Raw genomic sequence first — 13,942 nt, 5'->3', positions numbered from 1 at the left:
TGACGCCGGTTACGTGTGCGTGTTCGTCAGCTTCGGCCACAGCGCCGTCCAGGGTTCGGTCCGGCCGGTCGCCAGCCACATCGGCTGGCCGTCGAAGTAGCTCGGCTTCGCGGTTCCGGTGTCGACCTTGCCCAGCGGCTTGATGTCGGTGAAGTGCCCGCGCAACGGCTCGGGGTTCGCCCCGACGTACAGGACGCTGGTCGCGTCCTCCGGCGGCACGACCAGGGTCGCGTACCCGCGGTTGCCGCTGGCGGGCTCCGGCAAACCGAGGTCACGCCCGTAACGGTCGAGCGCGCTCGCCGTCCAGTACGACTCGGTCACCACCGCCGTGTGGGCCTGGTCCGGCACCGAGGCGAACGCCGTCGCCACCGACCGGGCGCCTTCGGGCCAGCCGATCTCCGCGAACGCGAACACCGGTGTCGGCAGCGCCGGGTGCTCGGTCAGCCAGCTCTGCGGCCAGAGGGGCAGCGCGCCGGGCACGGCCAGGAGCGCGGCCACGACGTACCACGGCCAGGTCGCGAGCCAGCGCCACCAGCGTGACGGCTCCCGGCGTTCGAGCGCGACCGCGGCCATGGCCCAGCACACCGGGAACATCCCGGCGACGTAGTAGCTGCGGCCGTTCACCGCCAGGAACACCGCGGTCAGCGCGACCGCCGTCCAGCCGAGCAACTGGAGCTCGGGGCTGCGCAGGAGCCGCCACAGGCCGTACAGCAGCAGCGCCACGCCGACCGGGATGCCGGCGACGAGCAGCACCTCCGGCAGGAACAGCAGCCGGCCGCCCCAGGTGTCCGCGACCTCCTGCGAGATCGCCGCGCCCATGCCGAGCTGCGGCCAGCCGTGCGCGGCCTGCCAGAGCAGCGTCGGCACCAGCGCGACCACGGCGATCCCGGCGCCTGCCCATAACGCTGGCCGCCGCAGCAGCTCCCGCGGACCGCAGACCAGGAGCGCGACGCCGGCCGCGAGCCAGAACCCGCCGATGAGGAACTTCGTGTACAGCGCGAACGCCGTCACCACGCCCGCCCAGACGAGCAGGCCGTCGGCGCGAGTGCGCAGCCAGCGGACCAGCAGCCACAGCAGGAGCGTCCAGAGCAACGGGTCCACTGTGGACGTCGCGAGGTAGTGGGCGCCCGCCAGGAACTCGGTCGACACGGCGAAAGTCGCAGCGGCAAGCGTTTGCGCCTTCGCCCCGCCACCGAGTTCGCGGGCGATCAGCGCGGTGACCACGGCCCCGGCGAGCACCGCCAGCATCGCCGGGATCCGCAGCACGAACGGCGAGTGGCCGAGCGCGTCCATCGTCCGGGCCAGCAGCGGCAGCAGCGGCGGCTGGTCGACGTAACCCCAGGCGAGGTGCCGTCCCGCGGACAGGAAGTAGAGCTCGTCGCCGAAGTAGCCGTAGCGGTTCGCGGTCAGCACCAGCGGGATGGCGAGCAGCGCCGTCACGACGGCGATCGGGACGCGCGCGATCGGGGCGGCCGGCCGGATCCGGGCCGGCGCGGGTGCGGTCGTCACATCCATCGGAACACCCGCGTCGCGATCGTGGTGCAGACGACCGCGAAGACCGCCATCGCCCCGAGCTGCAGCAGCTCCGGGGCGTCCCCGGCCCAGGTGGCCCGCAGCGCGTTGAGCGTCGCTCCGAGCGGCAGGACGTCCGCGACGTGCTGCAGGAACGGCGGCAGCTGCTCCTTCGGCACCCACACGCCGCCGAGCGCCAGCATCGGGAAGAACAGCGCCGAGCCGATGCCGCTCGCCGCGCGGCCGGTGGGCGCGAGCGCCGCCACCAGCAGCCCGACGGAGAACAGGGCCAGCGCGCCGAGCACGAGCGAGAGCAGGAACCCGGCCGGGTTGCCCGGCAGCTCGACGCCGAGCGCGAGCGCGCCCACCCCCACGATGAGCGCGACCACGACGACGACCGCGGCCAGGTTCACCAGCAGCTGGGCGGTGAGCAGCCGGCTCGGCGGCACGGGGCTCGCGGAAAGCCGTTTCAGCAGGCCCTTTTCCCGGTAGGTGCCCAGCGCGTTCGGGAACTGCGTCAGCGCCAGCATGGCGATCAGGATCGTCACGGCCATCGGCGCGATCACCGTGGCCAGCGCGCTGTGCCCGCCGTACTTCGGGTCCGGGTCGTTCGCGCCGGGCATCAGCCCGAACACCAGCAGCAGCGCGAGCGGGATGCCGACGACGACGGCCGGGGCGCCCGGGTCGCGCAGGAACACCTTCGCCTCGGTGGTGGTCAATTTGGTCAGGACGCTCATGTCTTTCCCCTCATTCCGGCTTGTGGCCGGTCAGCGCGACGAAGGCGTCGTCGAGACCGGCCTGTTCGACCCGCAGGTCCCCGGCGAGCACGCCGAGCCGGGCGAGCGCCGACGTCACGGCGTGCAGGACGTTGCCGCCGCCGGTGACCACCAGGCGATCGCCGTGGCGCTCGACCCGGCGGACCTCCGGCAGCGCTTCGAGCGCGGCGGGGTCGATCGGCGCCGACGGCCGGAACCGGACGACCTGCTCGTCGTTCACCCCGGCGACCAGCCCGGCGGGGCTGTCGAGCGCCACGACGCGGCCGGCGTCGATCACCGCGATCCGGTCGCAGAGCCGTTCGGCCTCGGCCATGAAGTGCGTGACCAGCAGGATCGTCACGCCCTGGTCGCGCACGGCCTCGATCAGGTCCCACGTGTCGCGGCGGGCCTGCGGGTCGAGGCCGGTGGTCAGCTCGTCGAGCACCGCGACCTCCGGGCTGCCGATCAGCGCGAGCGCGATCGACAGCCGCTGCTGCTGGCCGCCGGAGAGCTTCTTGTACGCGGTGTTGCGCTGCTCGGTCAGGCCGAGCGTGGCGAGCAGCCGCCCCTGGTCCGCGGGCTCGCGGTAGAAGGAGGCATAGAGGTCGAGCAGCTCGCCGACCCGCAGCTTGTCCTGCAGCCGGCTCTCCTGGAGCTGGACGCCGACGCGCTGCCGCAGCTCGGCGCGGTCGCGCCGCGGGTCGAGCCCGAGCACCGACAGCGTGCCGCCGTCGGGCACCCGCAGCCCTTCCACGCACTCGACGGTCGTCGTCTTGCCCGCGCCGTTCGGGCCCAGGATCCCGAAGATCTCCCCGCGCTCGACGTCGAACGAGACGTCCTCGACCGCGACCTTCTCCCCGTACCGCTTGTGGAGGTGCCCGACCTCGATGACCGGCATGCCGTCCCCTCTCGCTCCGTTTGGCAACGGATCGAGCGTCCCGCGGGGGAGGGGTTCGGCGAATCGCCGAGACGGTCGGGAAGGGCATCCACCGATCGGTGGACTAGTGGCGGCGCCAGGTCAGGGTGATGTCCTTGGTGGCCAGCCAGGCGGCCAGGTCGTACCCGTGCGAGGCCAGCCCCTCGACCGCCGCGTAGGTCGTCTCCAGCGCGGACTCGGCCTCGTCCGCGGTGACCAGGTCCGCCTTGCGGGCGTCGAGGAGCTCGTCGGTGTCGATCACCCGCAGCGAGAGCTTGTCCTTCAGGACGATGTCGACGTAGAGGTCGGTGGCGACCCAGTGCGTGCCGTCGCGGCGGACGCGCACGACGTCGAGGTAGAAGTCCTGGTCGCGCTCGTGGCCGGGGGAGAACCAGAAGTCGGTGACGCGCAGGCCGAGGTCCGGCAGCAGCCACGACTCGAGGTAGTGGAACTGGGCGCGGCCCGGCGCCGGGCGGGCCAGGTACAGGCCGAACGGCTCCTCGCGGAACTCCTCGACCTCCCGGCTGATGCCCTTCGGGTCGATGTTCGTGCGCGCGGCCGGGTCGAAGATTTCGACTTTCGGCGGGTGCAGTCCCGTCATGCGGCCATCCTGCCTGGTGGCGGCCGGAACCCGGTCACGAATCGCGAACGGTCGCCGTCCGGGCCACACGTTCGGGCTAAGGTCTGCCGACGACCGGGGGAACCGAGGGGAACTGGGGATGTTCGGGATCATCAGGCCGTGCCGGCACCGGCTGTCCGAGCGGTTGCACGCCGACTGGGTCGCGCACCTGTGCGGGCTCTGCCTCACGCTGCGCGACGAGCACGGGCAGCTCGCCCGCGTCGTCACCAACTACGACGGGCTGATCATCTCGGCCCTCGTCGAAGCCCAGACACCGCGTGCCGACCGGCGCCGCGACGCGGGCCCGTGCCCGTTGCGCGGCATGCGGTCGACGTCGGTGGCCCGCGGCGAAGGAGCCCAGCTGGCCGCGGCGGTGTCGCTGGTGCTGGCCGCGGCGAAGGTCGGCGACCACGTCGAGGACCGCGACGGCGCGTTCGGCAGGCGTCCGGTCGCCGCGGCCGCCCGCCGCGTCGCGGCCCGCTGGGCGGCGCAGGGCGGCCGCACCGGCGGCCGCGTCGGGTTCGACACGGCGGTGCTCACCGAAGCCGTCGACCGGCAGGGCGAGCTGGAACGGGCGATGCGCCTGGGCGACTCCGCGTTGCTGGCGACCGAGCCCGCCGAGCTGGCGGCGGCCGCGGCGTTCGCGCGCACGGCGGAGCTGGCCGGGCGGCCGGGGAACGCGGCACCCCTGGCCGAGGCGGGCCGCCTGTTCGGCCGCGCGGCGCACCTGCTGGACGCGGTCGAGGACCACGCGGCCGACGCGGCGGCGGGAGCGTGGAACCCGCTGCACGCCACGGGCACGGACCTGGCCGAGGCCCGCCGGCTGTGCGACGACGCCGTGCTGGGGGTCGAGCTGGCGTTGCGGGAAGCGGAGTTCGCGGAACCGGCGCTGGTGCACGCGCTGCTGGTGCACGAGCTGCGCCAGGCGGTGCGACGCGCCTTCGGCCACGGCCAGCAGCCGCCGCCCGGGTGGATCGGGCCGGGACCGACCCCGCAGCAGTATCCACACCAGCACCCCCAGGGCTTCGCGCCGCCCGGCCCGGTCCCGCCGCCGGGCGCGCCCGGCCCCGCAGGACCCGATGGCCCGGACGGTCCTGATGGTCCTGATGGCCCGGAATCCCTGCACGGCAAGGGCGGCGGCTGCTGGGTCCCGAAGTTCGCCGTGCCGCCGAAGAAGCGGAACTTCTTCTTCGGCTGCGCCGTCGCCTCCTACATGTGCTGCACCTGCCAGTTCTGCTGCCGGGATCCCTACCCTGGTCCGTGGAGCGGGAACCCGGCGGCGACCGGCGGCTGTGACGGCGGCGACTGCGACTGTGACTGCTGCGACTGCTGTTCCTGTTGTGACTGCACCTGCTGAAGGGAACACGATGACCGAGCCGATGGGACAGCTGAACGACCGCGGCCGGGCCACCTTCGCCGAGCTGGTCGAAGGCGGCGAAGCCCGGCTCGACGCGCTGTTCGCCACCGTCCCGGCGCTCGGCGAGCTGGCCGTCGGCACGGTCTACGGTCACCTCCACGAACGCCCGGCCCTCGACGCCCGCACGCGGGAGGCCGCCACCCTCGCCGCGATCGTCGCGGCGGGCATGGTGGGGCCGCCGCTGAGCGTCCACCTCCGCACCGGCCTCGCCGCCGGGCTCTCCCCGGCCGAGGTGGGCGAGATCGTCGTCCAGACGGCGGCGTTCGCCGGCTTCCCCCGCGCGGTTTCCGCGGCCGACCAGCTGAACCGGCTCTTCGAGGGCCACGGTCTCCCGATCCCGCCGCCGGCGTCGGCCCGGGAGGTCGTCCTGGCGTACCTCGAGGCACCGGGCGCCGAGGTCGCCGACGTGCTCGCGGAGTTCCCGCGCACCGAGGTCCAGGCGACCGGGCCCGACCGGGTGCTGGTCGCGTGCTTCGGCGACGGGCCCGCGCCGGGTGCCGTCGTGCACTGCGTGGTGGCCGGCGGCGAAGTGGCCTTCGCGACGGTGTACCGACCCCGCTGACCAGGGCCGACGGAAATTGTCGGTGCCGAGGCTTACTCTGGTCGACGTGGCTTTCGCAACCGAACACCCCGTGCTGGCGCAGTCCGACTTCCGGCCCGTCTCGGAGATCCCCCGGGAGGGCGGCCGGTTCGAGGTCGTCAGCGACTACCAGCCCGCCGGTGACCAGCCGGCGGCCATCGACGAGCTCGAACGCCGCGTCAACGCGGGCGAGAAGGACGTCGTGCTCCTGGGCGCCACCGGTACCGGCAAGTCGGCGACCACGGCGTGGCTGATCGAGCGCGTCCAGCGGCCGACACTGGTGATGGCGCCGAACAAGACCCTCGCCGCGCAGCTGGCGAACGAGCTGCGCGAGCTGTTCCCGCACAACGCGGTCGAGTACTTCGTCAGCTACTACGACTACTACCAGCCCGAGGCGTACATCGCGCAGACGGACACCTACATCGAGAAGGACTCGTCGATCAACGACGACGTCGAGCGGCTGCGGCACTCGGCGACGATGAACCTGCTGTCCCGGCGGGACGTCATCGTGGTCGCGAGCGTGTCCTGCATCTACGGCCTGGGCACCCCGCAGTCCTACCTCGACCGGTCTTCGAAGCTGAAGGTCGGCGAGCAGCTGGACCGGGACGTCTTCCTGCGCGCGCTGGTCGACGTCCAGTACACGCGCAACGACATCGCGTTCGCGCGCGGCACGTTCCGCGCGCGCGGCGACACGGTCGAGATCATCCCGGCCTACGAGGAGCTGGCGATCCGCGTCGAGTTCTTCGGTGACGAGATCGAGAAGCTGTACTACCTGCACCCGCTGACCGGCGACATCGTCAAGGAGGTCGACGAGGTCCGGATCTTCCCGGCGACGCACTACGTCGCCGGCCCGGAGCGCATGGAGAAGGCGATCAAGGGCATCGAGCAGGAGCTCGAGGATCGCCTGGCGGAGCTGGAGAAGGGGGGCAAGCTGCTGGAGGCCCAGCGGCTGCGGATGCGCACGGCCTACGACATCGAGATGATGCGGCAGGTCGGGTTCTGCTCCGGCATCGAGAACTACTCGCGCCACATCGACGGCCGCGGCGCGGGCACGGCGCCGGCCACGCTGATCGACTACTTCCCGGACGACTTCCTGCTGGTGATCGACGAGTCGCACCAGACCGTGCCGCAGATCGGCGGCATGTACGAGGGCGACATGTCCCGCAAGCGCAACCTGGTCGAGTACGGCTTCCGGCTGCCGAGCGCCGTCGACAACCGGCCGCTGACCTGGGAGGAGTTCTCCGACCGGATCGGGCAGACGGTCTACCTGTCGGCGACGCCGGGGCCGTTCGAGATGGGCCAGGCGGGCGGCGAGTTCGTCGAGCAGGTGATCCGGCCGACCGGCCTGGTCGACCCGAAGGTCGTCGTGAAGCCGACCGAGGGCCAGATCGACGACCTGGTGCACGAGATCCGGGAGCGCGCGGAGAAGGACGAGCGCGTCCTGGTCACCACGCTGACGAAGAAGATGTCCGAGGACCTCACGGACTACCTGCTGGAGCTGGGCATCCGGGTGCGGTACCTGCACTCGGAGGTCGACACGCTGCGCCGGGTGGAGCTGCTGCGGCAGCTGCGGGCGGGCGATTTCGACGTCCTGGTCGGCATCAACCTGCTGCGGGAGGGGCTCGACCTGCCGGAGGTGTCGCTGGTGGCGATCCTCGACGCGGACAAGGAAGGCTTCCTGCGCAGCGGCACGTCGCTGATCCAGACGATCGGCCGCGCGGCGCGCAACGTGTCGGGCGAAGTGCACATGTACGCCGACAAGATCACCGACTCCATGCGGCACGCGATCGACGAGACCGACCGCCGTCGCGAGAAGCAGGTCGCCTACAACGTGGAGCGCGGGGTCGACCCGCAGCCGCTGCGGAAGAAGATCGCCGACATCCTCGACCGCGTCTACAGCGAGGCGGAGGACACCGAGCAGGTCTCGGTCGGCGGCTCGGGCCGCAACTCCTCGCGAGGCAAGAAGCCGGAACAGGGCGACCGCGTCCGCAGCTCCGGAATGCTGGTGGACAAGAACGTCTCGGCAATGCCGCGCGCCCAGCTGGCGGACCTGATCCAGCAAATGACCGACCAAATGATGCAGGCGGCGCGCGACCTGCAGTTCGAACTGGCGGCCAGGCTGCGCGACGAGGTCCAGGACCTGAAGAAGGAGCTACGCGGCATGGATGCGGCGGGCATCAAGTAACCGAACACTGCGGCGGCCGCCGCCCGGGCCATCGACCGCCGCCGGGACGCCAGCTGCCGCTGAGACGCCGGCCGCAGCCGGGGCGCCAGCCTCCGCTGGGACGGCAGCCGCGGCGCCATGTCGAAGCCCGGCGCGATCAGCGCATCGGAGTCGAGGGTGGGATGCGGGTGGCTCGGCCACCCACTCGAGCGCAGGCAGCGTCGGCGGGCTCGCACGCCCGGGCCGCAGCCGGGCTGCCCGCCCTGCGGTTCGAGCTGGCCGACCGGCTGCGCGGCGAGGTCCAAAACCTGAAGAAAGAGCTGCGCGGCATGGACGCGGCCGGCATCAACTAACCCGAACACCGCGGCAACCGCAGCCGGGCGCCGACCACAGTCCGGGACGCTAGCCGCCGCGGGGCGCCGACCGCGGCCGGGGCGCTGACCCCGCGGGGTCGCCGACCGCCGCCGGGCGCCGACCGCCGCCGAGACGCCGACCGCCGCCGGGTCGCCGACCGCCGCCGGGATGCTGACTGCCGCCGGGACGCCGACCGACGCTGCGGCGCCGGCGGTGGCGCCACGTCGAAGCCCGGCGCGATCAGCGCTGGTCAACGCCGACCGCGGCCGCCCTGGTCACGCACCCGCGCGCTGGTGTCGGCGAGCCCGTCACACGCTCTGAACAGCAGTCACTCGATCGAGCATTACACCGCAGTTGGTACGATTACACCATGGCAATGAACATCAAGGACCCGGAGGCCGAGCGCCTGGCCGCCGAGGTCGCCGCACTCACGGGCGACACCAAGACCGGTGCCGTCCGCGAAGCCCTGCGCCTGCGCCGCGACCAGCTCGTGGCGCGGGACAACGCTACCCGCGACGGTGCCGCGTTCGTCCGGTTTCTCGAGGAGGAGATCTGGCCTCAGGTGTCTGCCGAAATCCGGGGTGTGCCGATCAGCAAGGCCGAGCGCGAGGAAATCCTCGGTTACGGGCCGGGTGGCGTGTGATCATCGACAGTTCGGCGATCATCGCCGCGATCACGGGTGAACCGATGGCCAGAGTCATCGGCGAGGCGATCGGCTCGGCGCCGGACTGCCGCGTGGGTGCGCCGACCTTGGTCGAGACCACCCTGGTCCTGGTGCACAAGGAAGGTCCACGGGGCAAGGCACTGCTGGCGGACTTCTTGCAGCAGCGGCGTTTCGACGTGATTTCCTTCGGCGACGCGCATTGGCGGTCGGCGCAGGTCGCCTTCATGCGGTTCGGCAAGGGGCGGCATCCGGCCGGCTTGAATTTCGGGGACTGTCTCACCTACGCCACGGCGTTCGTCGCCGGGGAACCGTTGCTGTGCATCGGGGACGACTTCCCGCAGACCGACCTCGAGCTGGTGAAACTCGGGTCGTGAACATCGAAGCCGTGGTCGCGTACTGCCTGGGGATGCCCGGTGCCGAGGAGACCTACCCGTTCGGCGACCACGTGCTCGTCGCGAAGGTCGGTGGCAAGGGGTTCGCCTTCATCGGCCAGGAGGAACCCGGCAGCGTCGCCGTGAAATGCGGCGCTACCAAAGAAGAAGCCGCCGAACTGCGGGAGCGTTACCCCGAGGCCGTGTCCGTGATGGACTACCTCGGGCGCTACGGCTGGAACCGCGTCGCGCTCGGCGCCGGGGTGCCCGACGCCGAGCTGGAAGAACTTCTCGACGCCTCCTACGAGGCCGTCGTGAAGAGGCTGCCCAAAGCCAAGCGGCCCTGAGCTCAGCCGGGCGCCGGCGCGGATTCGTCCGCCTGCAGCATTCCGAAGATGTTGCCCTCGGTGTCCTTGCAGTACGCCAGCCACCCGACCCCCGGCACCGGCTGCTTCGGCAGCGCCAGCGTCCCGCCCGCGCGGGCCACCTCGCCCAGGCTGTGGTCGACGTCCGCGACGTCGATCGTGTTCACGAACCCGTGCACCGGGGCCGATTCGTCGGGGGCCGGGCCCTGGCGGGGCACCAGGCCGCCGTCGATCCCGTCGCCTTCGCCGGTGGAGATCACCCAGTACGGGATGTCGCCCCAGCGCTCGAACTTCCAGCCGAACACCGCGGTGTAGAACGCCACCGCGCGCTCGGGGTCGCCCGCGTGGATTTCGAAGTGGACGGGACGAGGCATGCTCGCCTCCTCAAACCGGATCGACAGGTCTGACGAGACTACGCCCGTTTGGGGAGGTCAGAGCCAGTAGCCTGAGCGGGCCCGCCGCGGTTGATCATCGACAGGAGCTTTCATGGAACGGCAGAGGTCGCCCGAGCGGCTGGTCTTCTTCAGCGACGCCGTCGTCGCCATCGCCCTGACGCTGCTGGTGCTGCCGCTCACCGAGCTCGTGCCGGAACTGATCGCGACCGGCGCGCCCGCCTCGGAGGCCGTCACCGCGAACTGGTCGAAGATCTTCAGCTTCCTCCTCAGCTTCGCCGTGATCGGCCGGTTCTGGCTCATCCACCACCGCATCTTCGAGCACGTGCGCGCGTTCTCCACCCCGCTTGTGGTCGCCAACTTCTGCTGGCTGCTCACCATCGCGGTCCTGCCGTTCCCGACCCAGCTCATCGGTGCCTACCCGTCACAGCCCTTCACGGTGCTGTTCTACCTCGGCACCCTGCTCGTCGGCAGCGTCTGCCACACCGCGCTGCTGTTCATCGTGCGCCGCGATCCCGTGGTCCGCGGGGACGCCGAGCCCGTGTCCGACGCCTGGGCCCGCAGCTTCGTCGTGACCACGGGCATCTTCGCCCTCGCGGTGGTCGTCGCCTGCTTCCGGCCGGGTTTCGGGTACTACGTCCTGCTGCTGCTCGTCCTGGAGCCGCTGATCACCCGCCGGCTGGTGACCACGCCCGCCGCCTAGGTCACAACCGCGGGTGTCCCGCGAGCGTCAGGTCCGCGTCGAAGTCCGGGAACCCCGCCGGGGCGCTACGGGCACTCGAAACAGCGGCCGCCGGGGGCAGCCCGGCCCAGCGCCGGACCGTCGCGGTCGCCGCGGCGGCGTCGGCCGCGGGCAGCTGGGCGATCCGCGAGCCGTGGTTGCCGCCCGGGACGTAGTAGCGGTACGAGTCCCGGCTGCCGAAGCCGAGCTCGAACGGCTCGGCGCCCCACGGGTCGTTCGAGCCGTAGACGAACAGCAGCCGCGTGCCGCGCGACTTCACCCAGAAGTCGACGTCCGGCATGGCCAGGTAGTCGAAGCGCGGCAGGCGGATCGAGCTCGGCACGAACGTCTTCGGCTGGTCGGCGCCGGGATAGCGCAGCAGGTCGCGCAGGTAGCCGTCGTACGCCTCGGGCGCGCCCAGCTGGACCGCCGCCTGGTAGTAGTACGGGATGTAGGGCGAGAGGTCCTGGTCGGAGTAGGTGTTGAGGCTCTCCACCCGCTCGTACCAGGCGTAGACGTCGGCCGCGGGCGCGCCGGGCTTCGGCACCGTCGCGCAGTCCGCCTGCGTCTGGTACTGCCAGAACGCGAAGTACGAGTCGATCACCGAGATCTCGAGGGACTTGTCGGCCGAGCCGACGATCGAGAACGTCAGCCCCCGCTTCGCCGCGTCCACCGCGGCGATCGCGGCGAGCTCGTCACGCCGCTTCAGCGCGTCGCGCTGGATGGCCTTCAAAGCGTCGCGGCAGCCAGGATCGTTGCCGACGCGCGAAAGGAACTTGTTGTAGACGTCGATCGGGTCGATGACGTCGTTGGGCGCGACGTAGGGGACCGTCCCGTCGACGTCGTCGGGGAAGAAGCGCCGGAAGTACGTCGCGGTCATGCCGCCCTTGCTGCCGCCGGTGGCCAGCCACTTGCCCGGGTAGATCGCCTTGAACGCCTGCACGGCGGCGTGCTCGTCCGCGGCGGCCTGCCAGATCGTCAGCTGCTGCGCCCAGTTCGCCGGCTCCGGCCGTGACGGCGTGAAGTAGCGGTACTCCATCGAAAGCTGGTTGCCGTTCACGATCTGCGTCGGCTCCGACCGGTTCGGCGCGGTGCTGACGTTGTAGCCGCTGGTGAAGGCGACCGTCGGCGCGGCGAAGTCGCGGTGCAGCAGGGTGAACCGCTGCTGGAACGTGCCGGCGCCGGGGTGGCGGTGGTCGGCGGGCTGGGTGAAGGTCAGCTCGAAGAACCGGAAACCCGCCGGTGCCGGGTCCTCCTTGACGATCGTCAGGCCGGGGATCCCTTGCAGGGCCGCCTTGATGTCGGTCGCCGCGCCGGCCGACGGAGCCAGGCCCACCAGCCCGGCGAGCGCGAGCAGGACCGCCGTGCACGCGGTGGACAGTCTGCGCATGAAACCCTCCCGGCTCCGGATCCTTCGGTGGGACCCTCACAGAACCGGCCGGTGTCGGCAATCGGCTGTCCGGGCGCAGAACCGGTGGGAACCCGACTTTCGGCGGGTGGCGCGGCCACCGGGTGGCGTCCTCGACCGTGCGCAGCCACCGGCATCGTGCGAGTTGTCCGGGTGATCGGCGCCACGTTACCGTCCGGAACCAGCAGGTACCGACATCGAGCGAGGGGTCCGCCATGAAGGTTTCCGACTGCCCGACGACCCAGGTCGAGGTGCGCGTCGGCGCGCGCCCGGAAGAGGTCTGGCGCTGGCTGCTGGACATCGACCTGCCGTCGCGGTTCTCCACGGAGTTCCAGGGCGGGGGCTGGGTCGAGGGGTCCGAGCCCGGCCTGGGCGCGCGGTTCCGCGGCCGCAACTCCCACCCGGTCGCGGGGGAGTGGGAGACGGTGTCGACGGTGACCGGGTACGAGCCGGCACGCCTGTTCGCGTGGGCGGTGATGGACGTGGCGAATCCGGCCGCGTCGTGGAAGTTCGAGCTGGTCCCGGACGGCGAGGGCACGGTGCTGCGGCAGTGGGCGCAGATCGGCCCCGGCCCGTCCAACCTGACGAAGATCATCGCGACGATGCCCGAGCACGAGGAGGAGATCGTCGCGATGCGCCTGGGCGAGCTGCAGGACAACATGCGCAAGACGGTCGAGGGGATCAAGTCGCTCGCCGAGAGCGACGTCCGCGCGGTCTAGCGGCGGCCCAGTACCTGGTCCACGTAGGACTTGACGGCGCCGAGCGCCTCGGGGGCCCGCCACATCCGCTCGACCTGGGGGTCGTCGGCGTGGCGGTACTCCGCGATCCGTTCGTGGTAGGGCTGGCGGATCTGGGCCTTCGTGTGCGCGAACGGCCCGGCGGGCAGGGCGCCAAGCCGGGTCGCGATGGCGACGGCCCGCTCGAGGACTTCCTCCGGCGGCGCCAGCTCGTCGGCCAGGCCACGGGCGAGCGCGTCCTCGCCGCCGACGGTCGCGCCCGAGTAGGTCAGCGACGGCAGCGGCGTCGTCCCGTACGCGCAGCGCAGGATCTCCAGCGCGGCGAGCGGGAACGGCAGCCCGACGAGCAGCTCGGTCACGCCGATCCGGCCGGGCCCGGTGGTGAGCACGCGGTGGTCGCAGGCGGCGGCGAGGACCGCGCCGCCGGCGATCGCGTGGCCGTTCAGCGCCGCGACCACCGGCCGTGGGAAGCCGAACACCGTCAGCAGCGCGTCCGACAGCAGCGGCAGGAACTCCGACACGTACGCGGCGCCGCCCTCGTGGACCCGCTTGAGGTCCACGCCGGCCGAGAAGATGCCGCCGGTCCCGGTGAGCACGACGGCGCGGGCCGTTTCGATCTCTTCCAGCCGCAGCACCAGCTCCCGGCACGAATCGGTGTCCAGGGTGTTGCCCTTGCCGTGCTCGATCCGGAGCACGGCGACGTCGGACTGGCTCTCCACGATGATCGGCACGGCCCGACCGTACCGCGCCATCGCTGCCACGACATCCTCGTCGTCGACGAGGACACCCCGCATCGGCGTCGTCCGGCCCGTGAACGTCACGGCGACGTCCGCGCCACCGCTGAAGTTCCACCGCCAGGCGGCCGGCGTGAGCGCGTACCGCCCGGGCTCGGCAGCAGCGCGCGCAGCACCACGTTGACCGTCTTCACCAGCGGCGCGGGCGGCTGGTGGCCCAGCACGACGTCCAC

General features: G+C 71.8%; 16 protein-coding genes and 1 pseudogene. 9 read left to right on the top strand and 8 right to left on the bottom strand.

All coding sequences use genetic code 11. The annotated features are described in order from the left end of the window. Positions 1-9: 9 nt before the first annotated feature. The 4 genes from VA596_RS28175 to VA596_RS28160 all read right to left on the bottom strand — a co-directional run bounded on the left by VA596_RS28175 (position 10) and on the right by VA596_RS28160 (position 3,784). Positions 10-1,515: an ArnT family glycosyltransferase gene (locus VA596_RS28175; protein ID WP_323331197.1), complete on the bottom strand. Its 1,506-nt coding sequence runs from the start codon at positions 1,513-1,515 to the stop codon at positions 10-12. Continuing rightward, a complete protein-coding gene (locus tag VA596_RS28170) occupies positions 1,506-2,249 on the bottom strand; it encodes an ABC transporter permease (RefSeq protein WP_323331196.1) in 744 nt (247 codons plus the stop codon). The genes VA596_RS28175 and VA596_RS28170 overlap by 10 nt, the downstream gene beginning before the upstream one ends. 10 nt (positions 2,250-2,259) lie before the next feature. Further along, positions 2,260-3,165: an ABC transporter ATP-binding protein gene (locus VA596_RS28165; protein ID WP_323331195.1), complete on the bottom strand. Its 906-nt coding sequence runs from the start codon at positions 3,163-3,165 to the stop codon at positions 2,260-2,262. Between the two features lie 103 nt (positions 3,166-3,268). Then, complete coding sequence (locus tag VA596_RS28160; RefSeq protein WP_323331194.1) at positions 3,269-3,784, bottom strand: DUF402 domain-containing protein; 516 nt, start codon at positions 3,782-3,784, stop codon at positions 3,269-3,271. A gap of 118 nt (positions 3,785-3,902) precedes the next feature. On the opposite strand from VA596_RS28160, the gene VA596_RS28155 reads away from it, so the two are divergent. The 7 genes and pseudogenes from VA596_RS28155 to VA596_RS28125 all read left to right on the top strand — a co-directional run bounded on the left by VA596_RS28155 (position 3,903) and on the right by VA596_RS28125 (position 9,699). Continuing rightward, a complete protein-coding gene (locus tag VA596_RS28155) occupies positions 3,903-5,159 on the top strand; it encodes a DUF5685 family protein (RefSeq protein ID WP_323331193.1) in 1,257 nt (418 codons plus the stop codon). A gap of 10 nt (positions 5,160-5,169) precedes the next feature. Next, positions 5,170-5,781 (top strand): carboxymuconolactone decarboxylase family protein, encoded by a 612-nt coding sequence (locus VA596_RS28150; protein ID WP_323331192.1) that lies wholly within the window; start codon positions 5,170-5,172, stop codon positions 5,779-5,781. Positions 5,782-5,827: 46 nt separating this feature from the next. Continuing rightward, entirely contained in the window at positions 5,828-7,984 is a 2,157-nt protein-coding gene (gene uvrB, locus VA596_RS28145; protein WP_323331191.1) for an excinuclease ABC subunit UvrB, read from the top strand. Positions 7,985-8,226: 242 nt separating this feature from the next. After that, a pseudogene (locus VA596_RS50830) lies at positions 8,227-8,316 on the top strand (helicase-related protein); the annotation flags it as partial. Between the two features lie 371 nt (positions 8,317-8,687). Continuing rightward, on the top strand, positions 8,688-8,960 hold the full coding sequence (locus tag VA596_RS28135) for a type II toxin-antitoxin system VapB family antitoxin (protein WP_323331189.1): 273 nt from the start codon (positions 8,688-8,690) through the stop codon (positions 8,958-8,960). A gap of 44 nt (positions 8,961-9,004) precedes the next feature. Continuing rightward, entirely contained in the window at positions 9,005-9,355 is a 351-nt protein-coding gene (locus VA596_RS28130; RefSeq protein WP_323331188.1) for a type II toxin-antitoxin system VapC family toxin, read from the top strand. Further along, positions 9,352-9,699, top strand: a complete 348-nt coding sequence (locus VA596_RS28125; protein ID WP_323331187.1) for an MmcQ/YjbR family DNA-binding protein — start codon at positions 9,352-9,354, stop codon at positions 9,697-9,699. Before VA596_RS28130 ends, VA596_RS28125 begins: the two co-directional genes overlap by 4 nt. A 2-nt stretch (positions 9,700-9,701) precedes the next feature. Here VA596_RS28125 and VA596_RS28120 read toward each other — a convergent pair whose 3' ends face one another. Beyond that, positions 9,702-10,091: a VOC family protein gene (locus VA596_RS28120; protein ID WP_323331186.1), complete on the bottom strand. Its 390-nt coding sequence runs from the start codon at positions 10,089-10,091 to the stop codon at positions 9,702-9,704. A 112-nt stretch (positions 10,092-10,203) separates the two neighbouring features. On the opposite strand from VA596_RS28120, the gene VA596_RS28115 reads away from it, so the two are divergent. Further along, on the top strand, positions 10,204-10,812 hold the full coding sequence (locus VA596_RS28115; RefSeq protein WP_323331185.1) for a TMEM175 family protein: 609 nt from the start codon (positions 10,204-10,206) through the stop codon (positions 10,810-10,812). A gap of 1 nt (position 10,813) precedes the next feature. On the opposite strand, the gene VA596_RS28110 is transcribed toward VA596_RS28115, so the two are convergent. Beyond that, on the bottom strand, positions 10,814-12,220 hold the full coding sequence (locus VA596_RS28110) for a S28 family serine protease (RefSeq protein ID WP_323331184.1): 1,407 nt from the start codon (positions 12,218-12,220) through the stop codon (positions 10,814-10,816). 233 nt (positions 12,221-12,453) lie between these two features. Between VA596_RS28110 and VA596_RS28105 the strand changes: the two genes are divergently transcribed. Beyond that, positions 12,454-12,957 (top strand): SRPBCC family protein, encoded by a 504-nt coding sequence (locus VA596_RS28105; protein WP_323331183.1) that lies wholly within the window; start codon positions 12,454-12,456, stop codon positions 12,955-12,957. Here the strand turns inward: VA596_RS28105 and VA596_RS28100 are convergent. Next, the gene (locus VA596_RS28100; RefSeq protein ID WP_410171936.1) at positions 12,954-13,727 is read right to left on the bottom strand and encodes an enoyl-CoA hydratase/isomerase family protein; all 774 of its coding nucleotides are present in this window, start codon (positions 13,725-13,727) and stop codon (positions 12,954-12,956) included. The genes VA596_RS28105 and VA596_RS28100 overlap by 4 nt on opposite strands. Positions 13,728-13,792: 65 nt before the next feature. Next, positions 13,793-13,942 carry a hypothetical protein gene (locus VA596_RS28095; protein WP_323331182.1) on the bottom strand — a complete coding sequence of 50 codons (150 nt, stop codon included), beginning with the start codon at positions 13,940-13,942 and terminating at the stop codon, positions 13,793-13,795.

It is taken from the genome of Amycolatopsis heterodermiae, assembly GCF_034929455.1.
GTDB classification, from domain to species: Bacteria; Actinomycetota; Actinomycetes; order Mycobacteriales; family Pseudonocardiaceae; genus Amycolatopsis; species Amycolatopsis heterodermiae.
Note: the sequence above shows the minus strand (reverse complement) of the source record. Positions and strands in the feature narration are given on the sequence as shown.

Excerpts from the sequence above, each read along its gene's own strand:
- VA596_RS28100 (WP_410171936.1), bottom strand. The coding sequence starts at position 13,727 with ATGGCGCGGTACGGTCGGGCCGTGCCGATCATCGTGGAGAGCCAGTCC.
- VA596_RS28110 (WP_323331184.1), bottom strand. The coding sequence starts at position 12,220 with ATGCGCAGACTGTCCACCGCGTGCACGGCGGTCCTGCTCGCGCTCGCC.
- VA596_RS28150 (WP_323331192.1), top strand. The coding sequence starts at position 5,170 with ATGACCGAGCCGATGGGACAGCTGAACGACCGCGGCCGGGCCACCTTC.
- VA596_RS28130 (WP_323331188.1), top strand. The coding sequence starts at position 9,005 with ATGGCCAGAGTCATCGGCGAGGCGATCGGCTCGGCGCCGGACTGCCGC.
- VA596_RS28175 (WP_323331197.1), bottom strand. The coding sequence starts at position 1,515 with ATGGATGTGACGACCGCACCCGCGCCGGCCCGGATCCGGCCGGCCGCC.
- VA596_RS28135 (WP_323331189.1), top strand. The coding sequence starts at position 8,688 with ATGGCAATGAACATCAAGGACCCGGAGGCCGAGCGCCTGGCCGCCGAG.
- VA596_RS28160 (WP_323331194.1), bottom strand. The coding sequence starts at position 3,784 with ATGACGGGACTGCACCCGCCGAAAGTCGAAATCTTCGACCCGGCCGCG.
- VA596_RS28105 (WP_323331183.1), top strand. The coding sequence starts at position 12,454 with ATGAAGGTTTCCGACTGCCCGACGACCCAGGTCGAGGTGCGCGTCGGC.
- VA596_RS28170 (WP_323331196.1), bottom strand. The coding sequence starts at position 2,249 with ATGAGCGTCCTGACCAAATTGACCACCACCGAGGCGAAGGTGTTCCTG.
- VA596_RS28155 (WP_323331193.1), top strand. The coding sequence starts at position 3,903 with ATGTTCGGGATCATCAGGCCGTGCCGGCACCGGCTGTCCGAGCGGTTG.
- VA596_RS28165 (WP_323331195.1), bottom strand. The coding sequence starts at position 3,165 with ATGCCGGTCATCGAGGTCGGGCACCTCCACAAGCGGTACGGGGAGAAG.
- VA596_RS28115 (WP_323331185.1), top strand. The coding sequence starts at position 10,204 with ATGGAACGGCAGAGGTCGCCCGAGCGGCTGGTCTTCTTCAGCGACGCC.
- VA596_RS28120 (WP_323331186.1), bottom strand. The coding sequence starts at position 10,091 with ATGCCTCGTCCCGTCCACTTCGAAATCCACGCGGGCGACCCCGAGCGC.